This window comes from Nonomuraea turkmeniaca, from assembly GCF_005889735.1.
Taxonomy (GTDB): domain Bacteria; phylum Actinomycetota; class Actinomycetes; order Streptosporangiales; family Streptosporangiaceae; genus Nonomuraea; species Nonomuraea turkmeniaca.
This window is the reverse complement of sequence record NZ_VCKY01000115.1, coordinates 15,568-33,217: the sequence shown is the minus strand read 5'-3', so window position 1 is coordinate 33,217 and position 17,650 is coordinate 15,568. Positions and strand designations below refer to the sequence as shown.

Sequence of the window (17,650 nt, the reverse complement as noted above, 5' to 3'; positions counted from 1 at the left end):
CAGCGTGTCGGGGTGGCGGACGGTGTTGATGAAGGAGTTCGGCGCGGATCTGGCCTATGCGCTCATGGGGAGTGGTGGCAGTGGTCCTGGGGCGTTCATCTTCACCTCTTCGGGGGCGAACGCGCAGGCGGTGAGCGATCTGCCGGTGAACACGTGGAGTCATGTGGCGGCCACGTACGACGGGTCGACGTTGCGGATGTTCGTCAACGGCACGCAGGTGGCCACCAACCCCACGGTCGGCAGCCTGCGTACCGGGACGAGTCCGTTGCGCATCGGCGGTAACAGCGGCTCGGGTGAGTACTTCAGCGGTCTCATCGACGAGGTCCGCATCTACAACAAGGCGCTCACCGCGGCACAGATCACCACCGACATGAACACGCCCGTCGGCCAGCAGGGGCCGCCCGACACCCAGGCGCCCACCGCACCGGGCTCGCTGACGGCGACCGGCGGGCCGGGCAGCGCCCAGCTGACCTGGACGGCCTCGACCGACAACGTCGGCGTGACCGGGTACACCGTCCACCGATCCGCCACCGCCGGGTTCACCCCGTCCGGCGCGAACCAGGTGGGCTCGACCGCGAGCACATCGTTCACCGACTCGGGTGTCGCGGCGGGCACGCACTATTACCGCGTCGTGGCCTTCGACGGATCCAGCAACACCAGCCCGTCGTCCAACGAGGCGTCGGCGGTCGTGACCCAGTCCCCAACGGTCACCGGCCTGGTGGCCGCCTACGGCATGAACGCGGGCACCGGCACCACCGTCGCCGACTCCTCCGGCACCGGCAACAACGGCACGGCCACCTCGGCGACCTGGGCGGTCGGCAAGTACGGTCAGGCGTTGTCGTTCAACGGGACGTCGAGTTGGGTGACGGTGGCCGATTCGAGCTCGTTGCGGTTGACGAGCGGGATGACGTTGGAGGCGTGGGTCCGGCCGGCCAGCGTGTCGGGGTGGCGGACGGTGTTGATGAAGGAGTTCGGCGCGGATCTGGCCTATGCGCTCATGGGGAGTGGTGGCAGTGGTCCTGGGGCGTTCATCTTCACCTCTTCGGGGGCGAACGCGCAGGCGGTGAGCGATCTGCCGGTGAACACGTGGAGTCATGTGGCGGCCACGTACGACGGGTCGACGTTGCGGATGTTCGTCAACGGCACGCAGGTGGCCACCAACCCCACGGTCGGCAGCCTGCGTACCGGGACGAGTCCGTTGCGCATCGGCGGTAACAGCGGCTCGGGTGAGTACTTCAGCGGTCTCATCGACGAGGTCCGCATCTACAACAAGGCGCTCACCGCGGCACAGATCACCACCGACATGAACACGCCGGTCAGTTAGCTCCGGCTGCTCTCGTCACGCAGCCAGGTGGTGTAGTCGCCCGCGCGGATCGCGCGGGCGGCTCTCCGCCTGGCCAGGACGGCCACCAGGGCGAAGGCGGCCGCCGCGCCCACCAGGCGTGGCTCTCCAGCCACGATGGCCAGCAGATCGCGCATCCCCGTGCGCTCTCCGGCCGTGGCGGAGGTCTGCTCCAGCTCGCTCACGCTGGTCATGGCGCGCACCCGGCGGCGCATCAGGTCGGCGACCGTACGGGGAGTCTGGATCAGCGCACGAGCGCCGGCCACGATCACGCGCTCGTCGGGTGAGAACGCGAGCGAGGCGGCCAGGTCGTCGGCCATCGCCGGGGGCAGGGCACGGATGCGTGCGTTGCCCCCGTCGTTCACCGCGATGACGCCCCGGCCGAACAGCCCGGCGCGCACGTGCGGCAGCCGCGTCCAGATCGCGTAATACGCGCGGATCAGCCAGGGGCGATCGGCCAGCGCCAGCTCCCGCTCGGGTGCGGCGGCGAGCGGCCCATCCGGCGCGGCCAGCACGGACGCAAGCGCGCGAACGGAGGCGGTGCTCAGCTCGATGTCGGCGTCCACATACAGCCGGGGATAGCCACGCGCCGCCGCATCGCCCATCCGCAGCGCCTCGCGCTTGGAGGGGACCGGCGTCGTCAGAACGCGCACGTCGTACGGCTGCGCCACGGCGGCCGTTTCATCGGTGCAGCCGTTGGCCACCACCACGACGTCGAACTCGCCCGGCGCGGCCTCGCGGAGCAGGCCGTCGAGCAGGCGGCCTATTACCTTGGCCTCGTTGTGGGCCGGTATCACGACGCTCACCACGATGGCAGTATCCCTGCATCACGAGCCTGCTCGAGCGTGGGCGACGCGGCGTCCTTGGCCGAGAGGAGCGGCTCCCCGTCGAGCGGCCACTCGATGCCGAGATCCGGATCCAGCGGGTGGACGCCGTGTTCACGTGCCGGGTCGTACGCGGTGGAGCAGAGGTAGACGACCGTGGCCGATTCGCTGAGCGCCAGGAAGGCATGCCCCAGGCCCTCGGCGAGGTAGACCCCGCAGCGCGAGACGTCGTCCAACCGCACCGCCTCCCACCGGCCGAAGGTGGGCGAGCCCACGCGCACGTCCACGACGACGTCCAGCACATCGCCCGCGACGCACATGACGTATTTGGCCTGACCTGGCGGGACGTCGGCGAAGTGCACGCCGCGCAGCACGCCGCGTTTGGAGATCGAGCAGTTCACCTGGGCGAGCTTTATGGAGTGTCCCAGCGCCTCCCGCAGGTCGGCGGCACGGAAGGCTTCCAGGAAATCGCCCCGTGGATCGGAGTGGATGCGGGGGGTGTAGAGCAATGCTCCATCGATGCTCAGGCGTTTCATGAAGACACTTGTAACACTCCTTGGCGCTCACCCGAAGTACGGCTGTGGGTGGCCAAAGGGGGAAATCGTGTCTTTTTCGGGTGGGGCCCATTGTTGAGGACATCGTGCCGGCTGTGTGGCTCGGCGGACCTGGTCGGCGTGGTGGATCTCGGGGCGACACCGCCCTGTGAGCTCTTTCTCACCGCGGAACAACTCGACGAGCCCGAGCTCACCTATCCACTTCACCTGCGGGTCTGTACCATTTGCTGGCTGGCTCAGATACCGCCGCTGATCACGCCTGAAGAGACATTTACCGAATACGCCTACTTCGCCTCCTATTCCGCCTCCTGGGTGCAGCATGCGCGGCAGTTCGTCGACGCGGCTGTGGAACGTTTGAAGCCGTCGTTCGTGGTCGAGGTGGCCAGCAATGATGGCTACCTGTTGCAGCACGTGGTCGAGCGCGGCATCCGGTGCCTGGGCATCGAACCGTCCGCCAACGTGGGGCAGGCGGCCAAGGACAAGGGTGTGCCGACGCTCACCGCCTTCCTGACGCCGGAGACGGGCGCCGCCGTACGGGCCGAGCGCGGTCCCGCCGACCTGGTCGTGGCCAACAACGTCTACGCGCACATCCCCGACGTGATCGGTTTCACCGAGGGCCTGCGCGCCCTGGTGGCCGACGACGGATGGGCGTCGATCGAGGTCCAGCACCTGCTGACGCTCATGGAGCTGAACCAGTACGACACGATCTACCACGAGCACTTCCAGTACTACACGGTCGCCTCCGCGCAGCGAGCGCTGGCCAGTGGTGGGCTGACGCTGGTGGACGTCGAGCTGCTGCCCACCCACGGCGGATCCATCCGGCTGTGGGCGCGGCCGTCCGGGAGCCCGTCCGAGCGGGTGCTCGACGTGCTGGCGCGGGAGAAGGCCGCGGGACTGCACGATCTCTCCGGCTACGCCGACTTCGCCGACCGGGTCGCACGCGTCCGCCGCGACCTGCTCCGCTTCCTGATCACCGCCGCCGACGAAGGCAAGAAGGTCGTCGGGTACGGCGCGCCGGGGAAGGGCAACACGCTGCTCAACCACTGCGGCATCCGCCAGGACCTGCTGGCCTACACGGTCGACCGCAACCCCTACAAGCACGGCAGGTTCACTCCAGGCACCCGGATTCCCATTGCTCCACCGGAGCGCATCACTCAAGATCGTCCGGACTATGTGCTGGTCCTGCCGTGGAACCTGCGCGATGAGCTCACCGCTCAGCTCTCCTATGTGCACGAATGGGGAGGCCGTCTGGTCTTCCCGATCCCACACCTGGAGGTCGTGTGAAGGTTGTCCTGTTCTGCGGAGGCTTTGGCACGCGCATGCGAACCGGAGTGCCGGGGGAGGTGCCCAAGCCGATGGCGCTGGTCGGTCCGCGGCCGCTGCTCTGGCACGTCATGCGCTACTACGCGCACTTCGGGCACAAGGAGTTCATCCTGTGCCTCGGCTACGGCGCGCACCACATCAAGGACTTCTTCCTCGGCTACCAGGAAGCCACGTCCAACGATTTCGTGTTACGTGGCGGTAAGGTCGAGCTGCTGTCGAGCGACATCTCCGACTGGTCCATCTCGTTCGTGCAGACCGGGACCAACTCCCCGATCGGCGAACGGCTGCGCCGCGTCCGCCCGTACCTGGGCGGCGACGAGATGTTCCTCGCGAACTACGCGGATGTGCTCACCGACGCGCCGCTGCCCGACATCATCGACCGCTTCGCCGATTCGGGCGCGGCGGCCTCGATGATGGTCGTGCCGCCGTCCCAGACCTTCCACTGCGTGGATGTGGGCGAGAACGGCCTGGTCGGGGGGATCTCGCCGGTCAGCGAGATGCCGGTGTGGGTCAACGGTGGCTACTTCGTGCTGACCCAGGAGGTCTTCCAGCACATCCCGGAGAACGGTGACCTGGTCGCCGACGGCTGCGCGGAGCTGGCCAAGCGCGGACGTCTGGTGGCCTATCCGCATCGCGGCTACTGGCGGCCGACCGACACCGTGAACCAGCGGATGGAGCTGGACGAGGCCTACTCCCGGGGCGAACGCCCGTGGGCCCTGTGGGAACGGTCCCGATGATCGGCCTGCGCCCAGGGCGGCTCACCGGCATCGTGGCGCTCGCCGCGCACTGTGACGACCTGGCGATCGGGGCGGGCGGCAGCCTCCTGACGATCTGCGCCGCCCGACCCGGCATTCGCGTGGACGCGCTGGTGCTGTCCGGCGGCGGTAGCGAGAGGGAGGACGAGGAGCGCGCGGCGCTGGCGGACTTCTGCCCGGGCGCGGACCTCCGGGTCACCGTGCTGAAACTGCCCGACGGCTACCTGCCGGCCAGGTGGGAGGAGGCCAAGGCCGCGGTGGAGGAGGTGCGTGCCCGTACCGAGCCTGGCCTGATCTTCGCGCCCTGGCGGGGCGACGCCCACCAGGACCACCGAGGGCTGGCCGAGCTCGTGCCCACGGCCTTCCGCGACCACCTGACGCTCGGCTACGAGATCGTCAAATGGGACGGCGACCTCGCCGCGCCCGCCGTGTTCCAGCCGCTCTCGGAGGAGGTGGCGGAGCTGAAAGTGGATCTGCTCCAGCGCCACTACGCCTCCCAGCGGCACCGCCCCTGGTACGACCGCGAGGCCTTCCTGGGCCTGGCCCGCATCCGCGGCATCGAGTGCCACGCGCGCTATGCCGAGGCGTTCCACGTTTCCAAGCTGACCGTCGATCTGGAGAACTGATGCGGGTACTTCTCACCGGCCACCAGGGCTACCTGGGCAGCGTGATGGCCCCCATGCTGGCCGAGGCCGGACACCAGGTGGCCGGCCTGGACTCCGGGCTGTTCGCCGACTGCCTGCTCGGCCCCGCGCCCGAGACGATCGAGGCGCACGCCGTTGACCTGCGTGACGCGGGTCCCGAACACGTTGCCGGATTCGACGCGGTGATCCACCTGGCCGCGCTGTCCAACGACCCGCTCGGTGCGCTCGCGCCCGACCTGACGTACGACATCAACCACCACGCCTCCGTCCGGCTGGCCAGGCTGGCCAAGGAGGCGGGCGTACGCCGATTTCTGTACGCCTCCACCTGCTCGGTCTACGGGGCGTCCGGCGGCGAGGACCTGCTGGACGAGGACGCGCCGTTGCGCCCGGTGACGCCGTACGCCGAGTCCAAGGTGCGGGTCGAAGACGACCTGGCCGAGCTGGCCGACGATGACTTCACGCCGGTGTTCCTGCGCAACGCCACCGCCTTCGGGTTCTCGCCGCGGCTGCGCGCCGACATCGTGCTGAACAACCTGGTGGGCCACGCGCACCTGACCGGCGAGGTCCGGGTGTTGTCCGACGGCACCCCCTGGCGCCCGCTGGTCCACGCCAGGGACATCGCCGAGGCCTTCGCGGCCGCTCTCGCCGCCCCTCGCGAAGCCGTGCACGCGACGGCCTTCAACGTGGGCACCGAGGTCAACAACGTGACCGTCGCCGAGATCGCGGCCGAGGTCGTCGCCGCGGTGCCCGGCTCGACGCTGACCATCACCGGCGAGACGGGGGCCGACCCGCGCTCCTACCGCGTCGACTTCTCCCGGATCAGGGCCGCTCTGGGCTACGAGGCGCGCTGGACGGTCAAGGCGGGGGCGGTGGAGCTCATTGACGCCTACCGCGAGCACGGCCTGACCAAGCAGGACTTCGAACGCCGCTTCACCAGGCTGGCCCGGCTGGCCGACCGGCGCGAGTCCGGCACCGTCGACGGCACCCTACGACCATGACAGCGCCCTTCACCGGGCCGATCACCCGGCCTATCACTGGGGCCATCACTGGGGCCGAGATGCACGACCTGGTCCGGCGGCTCTACCCGCTGTGCCGGAGCATCACCGGCGCAGGACTGCGGCGCACCCTGGAGATCATCGGCGAGTCGATCCCGCTGGAGATCACCCAGGTGCCGACGGGGACCAGAGTCCTCGACTGGACGATCCCCCGGGAATGGAACATCCGCGGCGCCTCCATCAAGGACGCCGCGGGGAACAAGGTGGTCGACTTCCAGGACTCCAGCCTGCACGTCGTCGGATACAGCGTGCCGGTCGAGGCCACCATGTCCCTGGAGGAACTGCGCCCGCACCTGCACACCCTGCCCGGCCAGCCGGATCTGATCCCGTACCGGACCAGCTACTACGCCGACACGTGGGGCTTCTGCCTGAGCCAGAACACCCTGGACGGGCTGGCGGACGGGCCGTACGAGGTCAAGATCGACTCCACGCTCGCCGACGGGCACCTGACCTACGGTGAGCACGTGATCCGCGGCAGCAGTTCCCAAGAGGTGTTGATCTCTTGCCACGTCTGCCATCCCTCGCTGGCCAACGACAACCTGGCCGGGGTGGCGGTGGCCGTCGCGCTGGCGCAGCGGCTGTCCGATCCCTGGTACACCTATCGATTCATCTTCGCGCCCGGCACCATCGGCGCGATCACCTGGCTGGCCCTGAACCGGGAGAACACCGACCGGATCAGGCACGGCGTGACCCTGGCCTGCGCGGGAGACAGCGGCGCGATCACCTACAAGCGCAGCAGGCGCGGCGACGCCGAGATCGACCAGGTCTTCGCGCACGTGCTCAAGGACAGGCCGCACACCATCCTGGACTTCTCTCCCTACGGCTACGACGAGCGGCAGTATTGCTCGCCGGGGTTCAACCTCGCCGTCGGTTCGCTGACCAGGACGCCCTACGGAAGCTACCCGGAATACCACACCTCGGCTGACAACCCCGACTTCGTGCGCCCCGAGGCGATGGAGGACACCCTGGAGACGCTCTGGGCGGCCGTACAGATCCTGGAGGCCAACCGCCGCTACCAGAACCTCAGTCCGTACGGCGAGCCCCAGCTGGGGACCCGCGGCCTGTACGGGTCACTTGGCGGGCGCAGTGACACGAAGCAGGCGCAGATGGCGATGTTGTGGGTGTTGAACCTTTCTGACGGGCTGCACAGCCTCCTGGACATCGCCGAACGGTCGAGCCTGCCGTTCCGGGCAGTGGCGGACGCGGCACACGCTCTGCAGAACGCGGGTCTGGTGAAGGAGCGGACGGGGTGAGCCTGGCGCTGAAAGTCGGCGACGTGGTCGAGGTCCTCAGTGCGGAGGAGATCCTCGCCACGCTCGATGAGAAGGGCGAACTGGACAACCTCCTCTTCATGCCGGAGATGGCGCGGTTCTGCGGGCGGCGGCTCACTGTGCACAGGGTGGCCAACAAGCTCTGCGACACGATGACCAGTACCGGGATGCGGCGGCTGGACGCCGCCGTCCATCTGACGGCCGCCCGCTGCGACGGTTCGGCGCATGGCGGCTGCCAGACCGCCTGCCTGCTCTACTGGAAGATCGCCTGGCTCAAGCCGGTGGACGGTCCGCCCACCTCGGAGCCGGTCGGAGCCGAACGGCCGCTGCTGCCTCTCCTGGAGGTCAACACCCACAGGGAGTCGGGCCCGGAAGGCGAGGAACGCTTCCGCTGCCAGGCGACAGAGCTGCTGCGCGCGGCCCCGGAGCCACTCCCCTTCCGTGACATGAGGCAGTACGTCACCGACATCCAGGTGGGGAACGCCGGGGTCGGATCGACCCTCCGCACGCTCTTCTTCGGGCTGTTCAACCGCTATCAGAGACTCTCCAGGAAGTTCCCGAAGTGGTTGCGCGTCAAGGGCGGCCTGGCATGGGGCTTCGTGGAGCCGGGTCCGCACACCGGTCCCACGCCGACGGGCACGACCGACCTCCAGCCAGGTGAGCTGGTCCGGATCAAGTCCAGGGAAGAGATCGTCGCCACGCTGAACACCAAGGGATTCAACCGCGGTCTTGGCTTCGAGGAGGACATGGCGCGTTCGTGCGGCCGCGTCGCCCGCGTGAGCGCCCGCGTCGAGCGCTGCATCGACGAGAAGACCGGCGAGATGCTGGAGATGAAGAACCCCTGCATCGCACTCGAGGGGATCATCTGCGACGGCGTCTACAAATCCAACTGCCCCCGCGCATTCGTCCCGTTCTGGCGGGAGATCTGGCTGGAGCGGATCAGCGAGCCGAGCTAGGAAGGCGGGCATGGCAGAGCAACCTGGCCCGGACATCAGCGACATCGGGCGCAAGGCGGGTCGAGGGGCGGTGTGGAGCCTGCTCGGCACACTGGTCACCCGCGCGGGCTCGTTCATTCTCGGCCTGGTCCTGGCCAGGCTCCTCGCGCCGGCGGACTTCGGCATCTACGCGGTCGCGCTCGCGGCCACCCAGTTCGTCATGGTCGTCAAGGACGCCGGTGTCATGTCGGCCGTCGTGCAGTGGCGAGGGCGGCTGGAGGACATCGCCCCCACTGCCACGACGCTGACCATGATCTCCGCGCTGAGCCTGTACGGGGTCTTCTGGGTCGCCGCGCCGTACTTCTCGATGCTGGCGGGCAGCGAGGAGGCCACGTCCGTGGTGCGGATCCTCACCGCGGTCATCCTCGTCGAGGCGGTTACGGCGGTGCGCAGCGCGGCCCTGTTGCGCTGGTTCCGCACGGGCAAGAACGCCAAGGCGATTCTGGCGGGCTTCCTGGTCAACGCGCCGGTCGCCATCGTCCTGGCGCTCAACGGGGCGGGGGCGTACAGCTTCGCCTGGGGACAGCTCGCGGGGGCCGTGGTCACCGGTGTCTTCATGCTGGTCTACGCGCGGCTGCCCTACCGGTTCGGGTTCGACCGGCAGATCGCGGCCAAGCTGCTGCGGTTCGGCATTCCCTCGGCGGCGGGGATCGCGCTGGAGATCATGCTGCTCAACGTGGGCTACATCATCGTCGGCAACATCATGGGCGAGGACTGGCTGGGCTTCTACCTGATGGCGTTCAACGTGTCGAGCTGGGTGCCCGGCATGATCGGCAGCGCCATCCGCATGGTGTCGATCGCCGGCTTCTCCCGGCTGGCCGAACGTGACGCGGCGTCCTTGTCGCTCGGCGTGCAGAGGACCGTGCCCCTGCTCATCACCATGGTGCTGCCGCTGGGCGTCTTCATGGCGGTGCTCGCGCACCCGTTGATCATCTTCATCTACGGCCTGAAGTGGGAGCAGGCCGCCGGCGTGCTGCGGTTCCTGGCGGTCCTGATGGTGGTGCGCATGCTCACCTCCTTCGCCCTCGACGTCCTGAACGGGCAGGGCGCCACCCGTTCGACGGTCTGGATGAACCTCGGGCACGCGGCGGCGATGATCCCGGCGGTCATCGTCGGCACGAATCTCGACGGCATCCGCGGCGCCGCCATCGGGCAGGCGGCCGCGGCCCTGGTCGTCGCGCTTCCGCTCGCCATGCTCGCCGTGCAGCGGGCAGGGGTACGGCTCGCTCCAATCCTGCCCGGTCTCGTCCGCCCGGCCGTGGGAGCGCTGTTCTGCGCGGCCGTCATGCTGGGCCTGTCGATGCTGACCCATGGCAGCCCGCTCGTCCAGCTCACCGTGGCGGGCGGCGGCGGCCTGCTGGCCTACGTGCTGGTCGTCGTGACCCGCGACCAGTTCCAGCTTGTGAGCGATCGCCTGGTGCGGCTGCTTCCCGCCCGCGCGCGGTGACCTCGAGGAGAAACGATGCTGGTGTCCATTGGAATCCCGGTCCGTAACGGCGCAGACCGCCTGGAGGCGGCCGTGCGATCGGCGCTCGCCCAGGATCACGCCGAGATCGAGGTGGTGATCTCGGACAACGCCTCCACCGACGGCACTGAGGAGCTCTGCCGCGAGCTGGCGAGGCAGGACAGCCGGATCGCGTACTACCGGCAGCCGCACGATCTGCACGTGATCGGGAACTTCGTGGAGGTGCTCCGGCGCGCGCGAGGAGAGTTCTTCCGCTGGATGGGCGACGACGACCTGCTCGAACCGGACTACGTCTCCCGGACCCTGGAGCCGTTCCTGGCCGATGAGCGGCTCATCCTGGTCACCTCGGACATCAGTTACACCGGCTCGGACGGGACGGTCCACCAGCCGCGCTACCGCGGCACCCGGATGCTCTCCGACGACCCCGTCGACCGCTTGGACGAGCTGTGGGACGTGGTCACCACCCAGCACCACGGGCTCGATCCCCTCTACGGCCTGATGCGGCGGGAGCGAGTGGCCGCCGTGCCCCGGCCGCTGATGATTCGTGAGGACGAGGTCTACGCCACCATGCTCGCGCTGACCGCGCCCTGGGGACATGTGCCAGAGGTTCTCGCCCACCGCCACCTGCGGGAGCGGCGCCTGTCCGGGATCGCCGCGGCGCTCGGCGTCCCGGCCTGGACCGCGCATTTCGCCACCACGCTGCAGTTCCGGGCGATGTACCGAGCCCTGGACATCTTGGAGCTCTCCGCGGAGCAACGCAGCCGCGCCCATGCTGTGCTGCTGCGTACCTATTGGCGCAGGCAGCAGCAGATGCTGGCGCACCGCAGCCGCAAACTCGCCGGGTTTGCCGCCCGGCTCGTCTCCTCGAAAGGATGATCTCCTCGTGTTGATTCGCATCGTGCGGCTGCTCATGCAGCCGGGCCGGATCCTGCTGGCCATCATGCGGCGTCTGCCGTTCGGCTCGTACGAGCTGCGCTGCGCGCTCGACCTCTATCCCAGGCCGCACTACGCCTACGGCGTGCAGCAGGCGGCCGAACTGGCCAGGCGCCTCGGCGTCGGCCGGATCAGCGTGGTCGAGTTCGGCGTCGCGGGGGGCGCGGGCATGGTGGAGCTCAATCGCATGGCGGCGCTGGCGACGGCCGCGTCGGGCGTGCAGATCGACGTGTACGGCTTCGACACCGGCGCCGGGCTGCCCAAACCCACCGACTACCGGGACCTGCCCTACATCTGGCGCGAAGGCGACTTCGTCATGGACGTCGACGCCCTCCGGGCACGGCTGGGAACGGCCAGTCTGATCCTGGGCGACATCGACGACACCGTGGGCGAGTTCTTGGACGGCGAGCGGCCGGCGCCGATCGGGTTCGTCTCCATCGACGTGGACTTCTACTCCTCGACCGCGGCGGCGCTCAGGTTGTTCAAGGGCGACCACAAGTATTTCCTGCCCCGCGTGTTCTGTTATCTCGACGACACCGTCGGCGACGACGACCAGATCATCCACAACGACTATGTCGGCGAGCTCAGCGCCATCCGGGAGTTCAACGAGGACAACGAGCTGTTGAAGCTGGCTCCGATCAACGGTCTGCGGCACAAACGGCCCGTTCCCGCCCCCTGGAACGACAACATCCAGGCGTTGCATCGCTTCGATCACCCGGACTACTCGACCTACGTGGGCAGGCCGGACACAGAGACACAGTTGCCCCTGTAACGAACGCGTCAGCCGAGGCGAGAGAAGGTAAAGAACCACGCGAGGGGGAAATCTCGCTATGTCCGTAATACTCGCCAACAGCCGCATCAACGATGATGCTCGGCGTCAAATGATCTTCAAGGGGGACGTCTTCCTCTACTCCGCGACGCCCGCCTCGACCAAGCTGATCGAGTTCGCCCGCGAGTTGATCGAGGAGGCGTTCGAGGGCCGCGACCCGCGGACCGCCCAGCACGAGATGCCGGTCGAGGAGTTCGCCGCGCTGCTCGCGGACCTCAAGCCGCGCTTCATCCACCACCCCACCAGCAAGAAGATCCTGGTCGCCCTGATGGACGAGCTCGGCATGGCGCTCGACAAGACCTACTTCGACGTGCCGAGACTGCGTACCTCCACCGCGGATCATTACCTCGACTCCGGCATCTCCTACGCCTACCACGCTCACCGCGACTGCTGGTACGCCGCGCCGTTCTGCCAGGTCAACTGGTGGATGCCGGTCTACGAGGTGGTTCCGGAGAACGTCTTCGCCCTGCACCCGCAGTACTTCGACCGCCCCATCCGCAATGGCAGCGGCCGTTACGACTACGCGGAATGGACGGCTGTCGGCCGGCCCACCGCCGCACAGCACATCTACAGCGACTCCCGGGACCAGCCCAAGCCGGAGGAGGCGCTCGATCCGGACGAGCTCCGGCTGGTGCCGGAGCCGGGCGGCATGCTGCTCTTCTCCGGGGCGCACCTGCATTCCACCGTCGCCAACACCTCCGGTACTACCCGCTTCAGCATCGACTTCCGCACCGTCCACATCGACGACGTCCGGTCCCGCGCGGCGGCGCCCAACGTGGACGCCGCCTGCCGTGGCACTACCCTGCGTGACTTCTACCGGGCCGACGACCTGACGCGCATCCCGGAAGAGCTCGCAGCCGAGTACGAGGCCGAAGCGCTGGCCACGCTCACCTGAACCGCGCGCGCACGGCGTCGCGCAGGCCTTCCCAGCTCCGGTGCCGTTGGAAGGGCGATTCGAAGACCGTGGCGAACAACCACGCCGCCCCCACGCTCGCCGGCACGGCCAGGGCGAGCGTGAGGAGAAACGCCGGCATGCCCTGTGGCACGTGCGGGGCGACGACGAGCCGGTTCACCATGACGACGATCGGTGAGTGGATCAGGTAGAGGCTGTAGGAGAACGAGCCCAGCCGCCGGAGCGGACGGGTGTCGAGCAGCCGTACGAGCCACCCCGGCTTGCCCGTCGCCACCCCTGTCAGCAACAGCCCGGCTGCCGGGCCGACCGCCAGGTCCACCCAGAAGAAGTTCTCGATCACCCATTCCGGCCCGGCCACCACGATCAGCAGGAGCACCGGGACCGCGGCGGCCGCCGCGAACCAGTGCCAGGCCAGACGGCTCGTACGCTCCCGCGCGTTCACGATGCCGGCGCAGACCGCGCCCATGGCGAAGAGCGCGGCGAACTGCGGAGTCAGCCGCATCAGCAGGTCCACGGCCGGTACGACAGGCGCCAGCGCCCCCACCGCCACGACGATCAAGGTGACCGCGCCGAGCATCACCGCCGCGCCCATCTTGCGCACGACCAGCAGCATCAGCGGGAACACCAGGTAGAGCTGCGCCTCGACAGCGATCGACCACAGGGCCCCGTTGGGGCTGGGGGAGCCGAAAACGTCCTGCAGCAGCAGCCCGTAGATGAGGACCGACTGCCCGGTGGGCGCCTGCTGCCCCGGCTGCGGGATGACCGTCCACGCGATCACCAGGCTGAACAGCAGCGCCGCCCAGTACGGCGGCAGGATACGCCAGGCGCGACGGTTGAAGAACGTGGGGATGCCACCCAACCGCCAGTTGTCGCGGGCGGGCGAGACCGCCAGCGAGAAGCCCGACAGGACGATGAACACCACGACCGCGAAATGGCCGTAGAGCAGCCACCCCGTCCACCAGGGCGCATCGTCGACCGGAAACCCGGGGAAGGACAGGAGCCAGCAATGGTGAAGGACGACGAACAACGCGGCCAGACCACGTAAACCGTCGAGTCCGGCGAGCCTTTCCCGCGTTGCCGGACGCTCTACTGTCAGCCCCACCCAAAGCCCCCGTCGCCGTAGTCGTAGGTCTATCGCTCCGACTCCGCGGGATGTAACCGTTCTGCGGCGATGTAACGTCTGGCCGTGGTAATGCGATGGCACCCTATAGGGCACGTATTGCTGACGCGGGGGAACGTACCAAAATGGAGTTCTGGAAGGCGATCCTTGGTCTCCTCCGACGAATTTTGATAGGCCCACCGCTGATCCTTCTGTCGATATTGGTGGGCGTTGTGGTGTACGCCGTCGTTCCGGTGCGCTACACGGCCGATGTCTCCCTCGTTCTGGCCACACCGGTGAACGGCGGCACCGTCTCCAACGACAAGACCAAGCAGGGGCTCACGAACCCCTTCCTCTCCTTCAACGACGCACTGAAGACCGGGGCCAGCATCGTCATCCTGTCGATGAACACGCAGGACGTCTGGACGGAGCTCGGCGCGCCCAAGGACGGCCCGACGGAGATCACGATCGACGACGGGCGCACCAACCCCAATGTCCTGGACATCAACGGGCCCTACATCTACGTCAGAGTCGCCAGCGAGTCTCCTCAGCAGGCCTCGGCCGTGCTCATGGCGGCCCGCGCGCGCGTGGCGACCGAGCTGTACAAATGGCAGAAGGCGCTCGGCGCTCCGGCGAACACCTTCATCACCTCCACCGACATCGTGCCGCCGTCCGAACCCGAGGCCGACTACAACCTGAACTGGCAGGGGGCGATCGGCGGCGCCCTGCTCTGCCTGTTCCTCGGCCTCGGCGTCGCCTACGGTGTGGTGACCAGGCGCGACCCCACGACGTTGCCGCGGCCGGAGGCCGCGGCGCCCGCGGCCGCCCCAGTGGCAAGCCCGGCAGGAGCCTCGGTGGCTCCCTCGCTGCCGACGCCAGTGGTGGCGCCCGTGGCAGCCCCGGCGCCGGCGCCCGTGGCGCAGCCGGCGGAAGCTCAGGTGAACGAACCCGGCGAATTTCCGGAACTCGACGAGGACAGCTCCGCCACCATGGAGTTCCCCGCCTACCGGGGGGATTCCCTCTCTCCCGTGCCGGGGCCCAGGAAGGCGAACCAGGACGACGGCGAGGGATGAGGCCCGCCATGGACTTCTGGGCGACGGCGACCATTCTGTTCAAGCGGTGGTACGTGACGATTCCGGCCTTCCTGCTCACGGTCGTGGCAGCCGCCGGCGTCTACGCCTTGGCACCCAAGACCTTCGTCTCCAGTTCGGCGCTCGTTCTCACCCTGCCGGTCACGGGCGGCAGCGTGCCGAGCGACCCCAAGTTCCCCAACCCGCGCACCAACCCCCTGGTCTCCTTCGACCAGGGGTTGAGCATGACCTCGTCCATCCTCATCCAGGCCCTGAACACCCCTCAGACGGCCGCCAAGGTCGGCGCGCCGATCGGTGGCGACGTCACACTCAAGATCACCAGCGGCGGGACCAACCCCGAGCTGATGCCGGCGACCCCCTTCATCGTCATCACCTGCGAGGCGCCGACCGCTGAGCTGGCCCATGGCATCGTCGCGAAGGTCACCGCGCTGGCCCACACGGAGCTGCGTGCCCGGCAGCAGCAGGTCAAGGCGCCGCCCACCACCTACGTGCAGGCCACCGTCGTGGTGCCGCCGACCGAGCCCGACGAGAAGAAGGGCAGCCGGATGCGCAGCGCGGTGGTCACCGGGGCGCTGGCGTTCTTCATGGGCCTGTTCGCCGCCTTCGCGGCCGAGAGCTTTGCCCGGCATCGCCGGGCGCGCCGCCGCCCGGTCATGGGTGAGCCCACCCGGCTGGAGCCCGCCACCAGCAACGGAACACGGTCACTGGCTGGACGCGAAGGATGAACACGACCGTCCTGCCCCGTCGCGCCGACGGCGCCACGTTGGTCTGCTTGTTCGTCCTGCTCCTGCTGATCCTCCCGGCCCGCCTGGCGGTGGCCGGCCTTCCGCTGTCGCTCACGCCCGCCGAGATCATGGCTCTGACGCTGGGCGTGGTGTGGGTGTGCGCGCAGATGGTCAGTACGACAGGCGTGGCCAAGGGCGGCAATCCGGTCCGCACCTCGATCTTCGTGTACGGCATGCTCCTGCTGGCCGTCTACGGGTACACGACCTCCCTGTACCTGCCCTCCGACGAGCTCAACCTCGCCGACCACACGTTGGTGCTCTACCTGGGTTACGTGAGCCTGATGCTGGTGGTCTGCGACGGGATCGGCAGTCGCGAGCGCCTCGACTTCGTGCTCAAGGCGGTCGTGATCGGTGGCACGTTCGCGGCGATCGTCGCGCTGCTGCAGTTCAGGCTCGACTTCGACCTCACCGAGTACATGAAGATCCCCGGGCTCCGGCACTCCTCCGTCGAGGAGGTGCCGACCGTGATCTCCCGATCGGACCTGCGCCGGGTCGCCGGCACGCTCGGGCACCCGATCGAGTTCGGCGCGCTGTCGGCGATGTTGTTGCCCCTGGCCGCGCATCTCGGCTTCCAGGCGCGCAGCCGCGGTCAGGCCGCGACTCGCTGGTGGATCTGCGCCGTCATCATCGCGGCCGGCCTGATGTTCTCGGTCTCCAGGACCGCCGTGCTCGGCTTGGCAGGGGCGGGTCTGATCCTCCTGCTCGGCTGGTCCAACCGGCGCCGGATCGTCACCCTCGGCGCGTTCGTGGTCTTCCTGGGCTTCATGAAAGTCCTGGCGCCTGGCCTGATCGGCACGTTCTACAACCTGTTCGCCGGCGCCGGTGACGACAGCAGCATCATGTACCGCACCCACGACTACCCCTTCGCGATGCGGGAGTTCGCCAAGAGCCCGATCTTCGGCCGTGGGCCCGGCACCTGGTATCCCTTCAAGCATCAGGTGTTCGACAACCAGTACCTGCTGTCACTGGTCGAGACCGGGCTCCTCGGCGTGCTGAGCTTCGTCGGCGTGATCGTGTGCGGGATCGTCGTCGCCCTCCGGGTTCGCCGGCTGAGCACCGATCCGAACGTGCGCAACCTGGGACTGACCGTCGCCGCCTGCCTGGTGATCCCGCTGCTGGGCGCGGCCACCTTCGACCTGCTGTCCTTCCCCGGCATCACCAGCGTGATGTTCCTGCTCGTCGGGGTGGCCGGGGCGCTGCTGCGGTTCGAACGCGCGGATCAGGCGGACAAGCGGCTCCTGAGCTCCTTCCAGGAGCCCGCCGACCGGTCGCGCTCGCTGATCGTGCTGACCGGCAACGGCCAGGGCAGCGCGAGGTCCGGATCGTCGTAGCGGACGGCCAGGTCCTCGGCGGGGTCGTGCTCTCTGTCGATGCGGTAGCAGACATCGGCATGCTCGGTCAGCGCCTGGTAGCCGTGCAGGATCCCCGGCGGGACGTAGAGATGCGCGAAGGACACGTCGTCGAGCCGGACGGTGATGTGCGAGCCGAACGTGGCCGCGGCCGGCCGCGCGTCGACCAGGATGTCGAGCACGGCGCCGTGCGCTGCCCGTACGAGCTTGGCCTCGCCGCGGCCCGCGCGGCCGTGCATCCCTCTGATCGTGCCCAGGCGCGAGCGTGACTGGCTGTCCTGGACGAACGCCGTGTGGTCCAGCCCGTGCTCGGCGGCGACCGCGGCGTCGAAGGTCCTGGTGAAGAAGCCGCGATCGTCGTGGCTCGGCGTCGGCACGAACAGCAGCACGCCCTCGAGCTCAAGATGCTCGACTCTCATGGTG

Annotated in this window: 18 protein-coding genes; 14 read left to right on the top strand and 4 right to left on the bottom strand. The window is 68.5% G+C overall.

All coding sequences use genetic code 11. The annotated features are described in order from the left end of the window. Positions 1-1,324 (top strand): LamG domain-containing protein (locus ETD86_RS29770; protein WP_211370402.1); only part of this gene is annotated, 1,324 nt, incomplete at its 5' end. On the opposite strand, the gene ETD86_RS29765 is transcribed toward ETD86_RS29770, so the two are convergent. Together ETD86_RS29765 and rfbC are read right to left on the bottom strand one after the other, a co-directional pair. Continuing rightward, the gene (locus ETD86_RS29765) at positions 1,321-2,151 is read right to left on the bottom strand and encodes a glycosyltransferase family 2 protein (protein ID WP_138669614.1); all 831 of its coding nucleotides are present in this window, start codon (positions 2,149-2,151) and stop codon (positions 1,321-1,323) included. The genes ETD86_RS29770 and ETD86_RS29765 overlap by 4 nt on opposite strands. After that, complete coding sequence (gene rfbC, locus ETD86_RS29760; protein ID WP_138669612.1) at positions 2,145-2,702, bottom strand: dTDP-4-dehydrorhamnose 3,5-epimerase; 558 nt, start codon at positions 2,700-2,702, stop codon at positions 2,145-2,147. The genes ETD86_RS29765 and rfbC overlap by 7 nt, the downstream gene beginning before the upstream one ends. A 90-nt stretch (positions 2,703-2,792) precedes the next feature. Here rfbC and ETD86_RS29755 point away from each other — a divergent pair, with 90 nt between their 5' ends. The 10 genes from ETD86_RS29755 to ETD86_RS29710 all read left to right on the top strand — a co-directional run bounded on the left by ETD86_RS29755 (position 2,793) and on the right by ETD86_RS29710 (position 12,885). Beyond that, the gene (locus tag ETD86_RS29755; RefSeq protein WP_246148413.1) at positions 2,793-4,004 is read left to right on the top strand and encodes a class I SAM-dependent methyltransferase; all 1,212 of its coding nucleotides are present in this window, start codon (positions 2,793-2,795) and stop codon (positions 4,002-4,004) included. Then, positions 3,956-4,780 (top strand): sugar phosphate nucleotidyltransferase, encoded by an 825-nt coding sequence (locus ETD86_RS29750; RefSeq protein ID WP_484213963.1) that lies wholly within the window; start codon positions 3,956-3,958, stop codon positions 4,778-4,780. Before ETD86_RS29755 ends, ETD86_RS29750 begins: the two co-directional genes overlap by 49 nt. After that, entirely contained in the window at positions 4,777-5,424 is a 648-nt protein-coding gene (locus ETD86_RS29745) for a PIG-L deacetylase family protein (protein ID WP_138669608.1), read from the top strand. Before ETD86_RS29750 ends, ETD86_RS29745 begins: the two co-directional genes overlap by 4 nt. After that, positions 5,424-6,440 carry an NAD-dependent epimerase/dehydratase family protein gene (locus ETD86_RS29740; RefSeq protein WP_138669606.1) on the top strand — a complete coding sequence of 339 codons (1,017 nt, stop codon included), beginning with the start codon at positions 5,424-5,426 and terminating at the stop codon, positions 6,438-6,440. The genes ETD86_RS29745 and ETD86_RS29740 overlap by 1 nt, the downstream gene beginning before the upstream one ends. Beyond that, positions 6,437-7,750, top strand: a complete 1,314-nt coding sequence (locus ETD86_RS29735) for a DUF4910 domain-containing protein (RefSeq protein WP_138669604.1) — start codon at positions 6,437-6,439, stop codon at positions 7,748-7,750. Before ETD86_RS29740 ends, ETD86_RS29735 begins: the two co-directional genes overlap by 4 nt. Further along, on the top strand, positions 7,747-8,724 hold the full coding sequence (locus tag ETD86_RS29730) for a hypothetical protein (protein WP_246148407.1): 978 nt from the start codon (positions 7,747-7,749) through the stop codon (positions 8,722-8,724). The genes ETD86_RS29735 and ETD86_RS29730 overlap by 4 nt, the downstream gene beginning before the upstream one ends. A gap of 10 nt (positions 8,725-8,734) precedes the next feature. Beyond that, complete coding sequence (locus tag ETD86_RS29725) at positions 8,735-10,210, top strand: oligosaccharide flippase family protein (protein ID WP_138669602.1); 1,476 nt, start codon at positions 8,735-8,737, stop codon at positions 10,208-10,210. A 15-nt stretch (positions 10,211-10,225) separates the two neighbouring features. Beyond that, on the top strand, positions 10,226-11,104 hold the full coding sequence (locus tag ETD86_RS29720; protein WP_138669600.1) for a glycosyltransferase family 2 protein: 879 nt from the start codon (positions 10,226-10,228) through the stop codon (positions 11,102-11,104). Positions 11,105-11,111: 7 nt separating this feature from the next. Further along, positions 11,112-11,933 (top strand): hypothetical protein, encoded by an 822-nt coding sequence (locus ETD86_RS29715; RefSeq protein WP_138669598.1) that lies wholly within the window; start codon positions 11,112-11,114, stop codon positions 11,931-11,933. A 109-nt stretch (positions 11,934-12,042) separates the two neighbouring features. Next, a complete protein-coding gene (locus ETD86_RS29710) occupies positions 12,043-12,885 on the top strand; it encodes a hypothetical protein (RefSeq protein WP_246148404.1) in 843 nt (280 codons plus the stop codon). Here the strand turns inward: ETD86_RS29710 and ETD86_RS29705 are convergent. Continuing rightward, complete coding sequence (locus ETD86_RS29705) at positions 12,878-14,005, bottom strand: acyltransferase family protein (protein ID WP_281286981.1); 1,128 nt, start codon at positions 14,003-14,005, stop codon at positions 12,878-12,880. The two genes, ETD86_RS29710 and ETD86_RS29705, sit on opposite strands and share 8 nt — an antisense overlap. 143 nt (positions 14,006-14,148) lie before the next feature. On the opposite strand from ETD86_RS29705, the gene ETD86_RS57295 reads away from it, so the two are divergent. From ETD86_RS57295 to ETD86_RS29690, 3 genes are read left to right on the top strand one after another with little or no spacing between them, the layout of a single operon-like run. Further along, a complete protein-coding gene (locus ETD86_RS57295; RefSeq protein ID WP_211370401.1) occupies positions 14,149-15,075 on the top strand; it encodes a hypothetical protein in 927 nt (308 codons plus the stop codon). Between the two features lie 8 nt (positions 15,076-15,083). After that, positions 15,084-15,818 carry a hypothetical protein gene (locus tag ETD86_RS29695; protein ID WP_138669594.1) on the top strand — a complete coding sequence of 245 codons (735 nt, stop codon included), beginning with the start codon at positions 15,084-15,086 and terminating at the stop codon, positions 15,816-15,818. Continuing rightward, entirely contained in the window at positions 15,815-17,209 is a 1,395-nt protein-coding gene (locus tag ETD86_RS29690; protein WP_138669592.1) for an O-antigen ligase family protein, read from the top strand. The genes ETD86_RS29695 and ETD86_RS29690 overlap by 4 nt, the downstream gene beginning before the upstream one ends. Here the strand turns inward: ETD86_RS29690 and ETD86_RS29685 are convergent. Continuing rightward, on the bottom strand, positions 17,098-17,646 hold the full coding sequence (locus ETD86_RS29685) for a dTDP-4-dehydrorhamnose 3,5-epimerase family protein (protein ID WP_138669590.1): 549 nt from the start codon (positions 17,644-17,646) through the stop codon (positions 17,098-17,100). The genes ETD86_RS29690 and ETD86_RS29685 overlap by 112 nt on opposite strands. Between the last annotated feature and the right edge of the window lie 4 nt (positions 17,647-17,650).

Bases quoted from the DNA above. Each gene is read 5' to 3' on its own strand.
- ETD86_RS29690 (WP_138669592.1), top strand. From the start codon at position 15,815: ATGAACACGACCGTCCTGCCCCGTCGCGCCGACGGCGCCACGTTGGTC.
- ETD86_RS29735 (WP_138669604.1), top strand. From the start codon at position 6,437: ATGACAGCGCCCTTCACCGGGCCGATCACCCGGCCTATCACTGGGGCC.
- ETD86_RS29695 (WP_138669594.1), top strand. From the start codon at position 15,084: ATGGACTTCTGGGCGACGGCGACCATTCTGTTCAAGCGGTGGTACGTG.
- ETD86_RS29710 (WP_246148404.1), top strand. From the start codon at position 12,043: ATGATCTTCAAGGGGGACGTCTTCCTCTACTCCGCGACGCCCGCCTCG.
- ETD86_RS29750 (WP_484213963.1), top strand. From the start codon at position 3,956: ATGGGGAGGCCGTCTGGTCTTCCCGATCCCACACCTGGAGGTCGTGTG.
- rfbC (WP_138669612.1), bottom strand. From the start codon at position 2,702: ATGAAACGCCTGAGCATCGATGGAGCATTGCTCTACACCCCCCGCATC.
- ETD86_RS29740 (WP_138669606.1), top strand. From the start codon at position 5,424: ATGCGGGTACTTCTCACCGGCCACCAGGGCTACCTGGGCAGCGTGATG.
- ETD86_RS29725 (WP_138669602.1), top strand. From the start codon at position 8,735: ATGGCAGAGCAACCTGGCCCGGACATCAGCGACATCGGGCGCAAGGCG.
- ETD86_RS57295 (WP_211370401.1), top strand. From the start codon at position 14,149: ATGGAGTTCTGGAAGGCGATCCTTGGTCTCCTCCGACGAATTTTGATA.
- ETD86_RS29685 (WP_138669590.1), bottom strand. From the start codon at position 17,646: ATGAGAGTCGAGCATCTTGAGCTCGAGGGCGTGCTGCTGTTCGTGCCG.
- ETD86_RS29720 (WP_138669600.1), top strand. From the start codon at position 10,226: ATGCTGGTGTCCATTGGAATCCCGGTCCGTAACGGCGCAGACCGCCTG.
- ETD86_RS29745 (WP_138669608.1), top strand. From the start codon at position 4,777: ATGATCGGCCTGCGCCCAGGGCGGCTCACCGGCATCGTGGCGCTCGCC.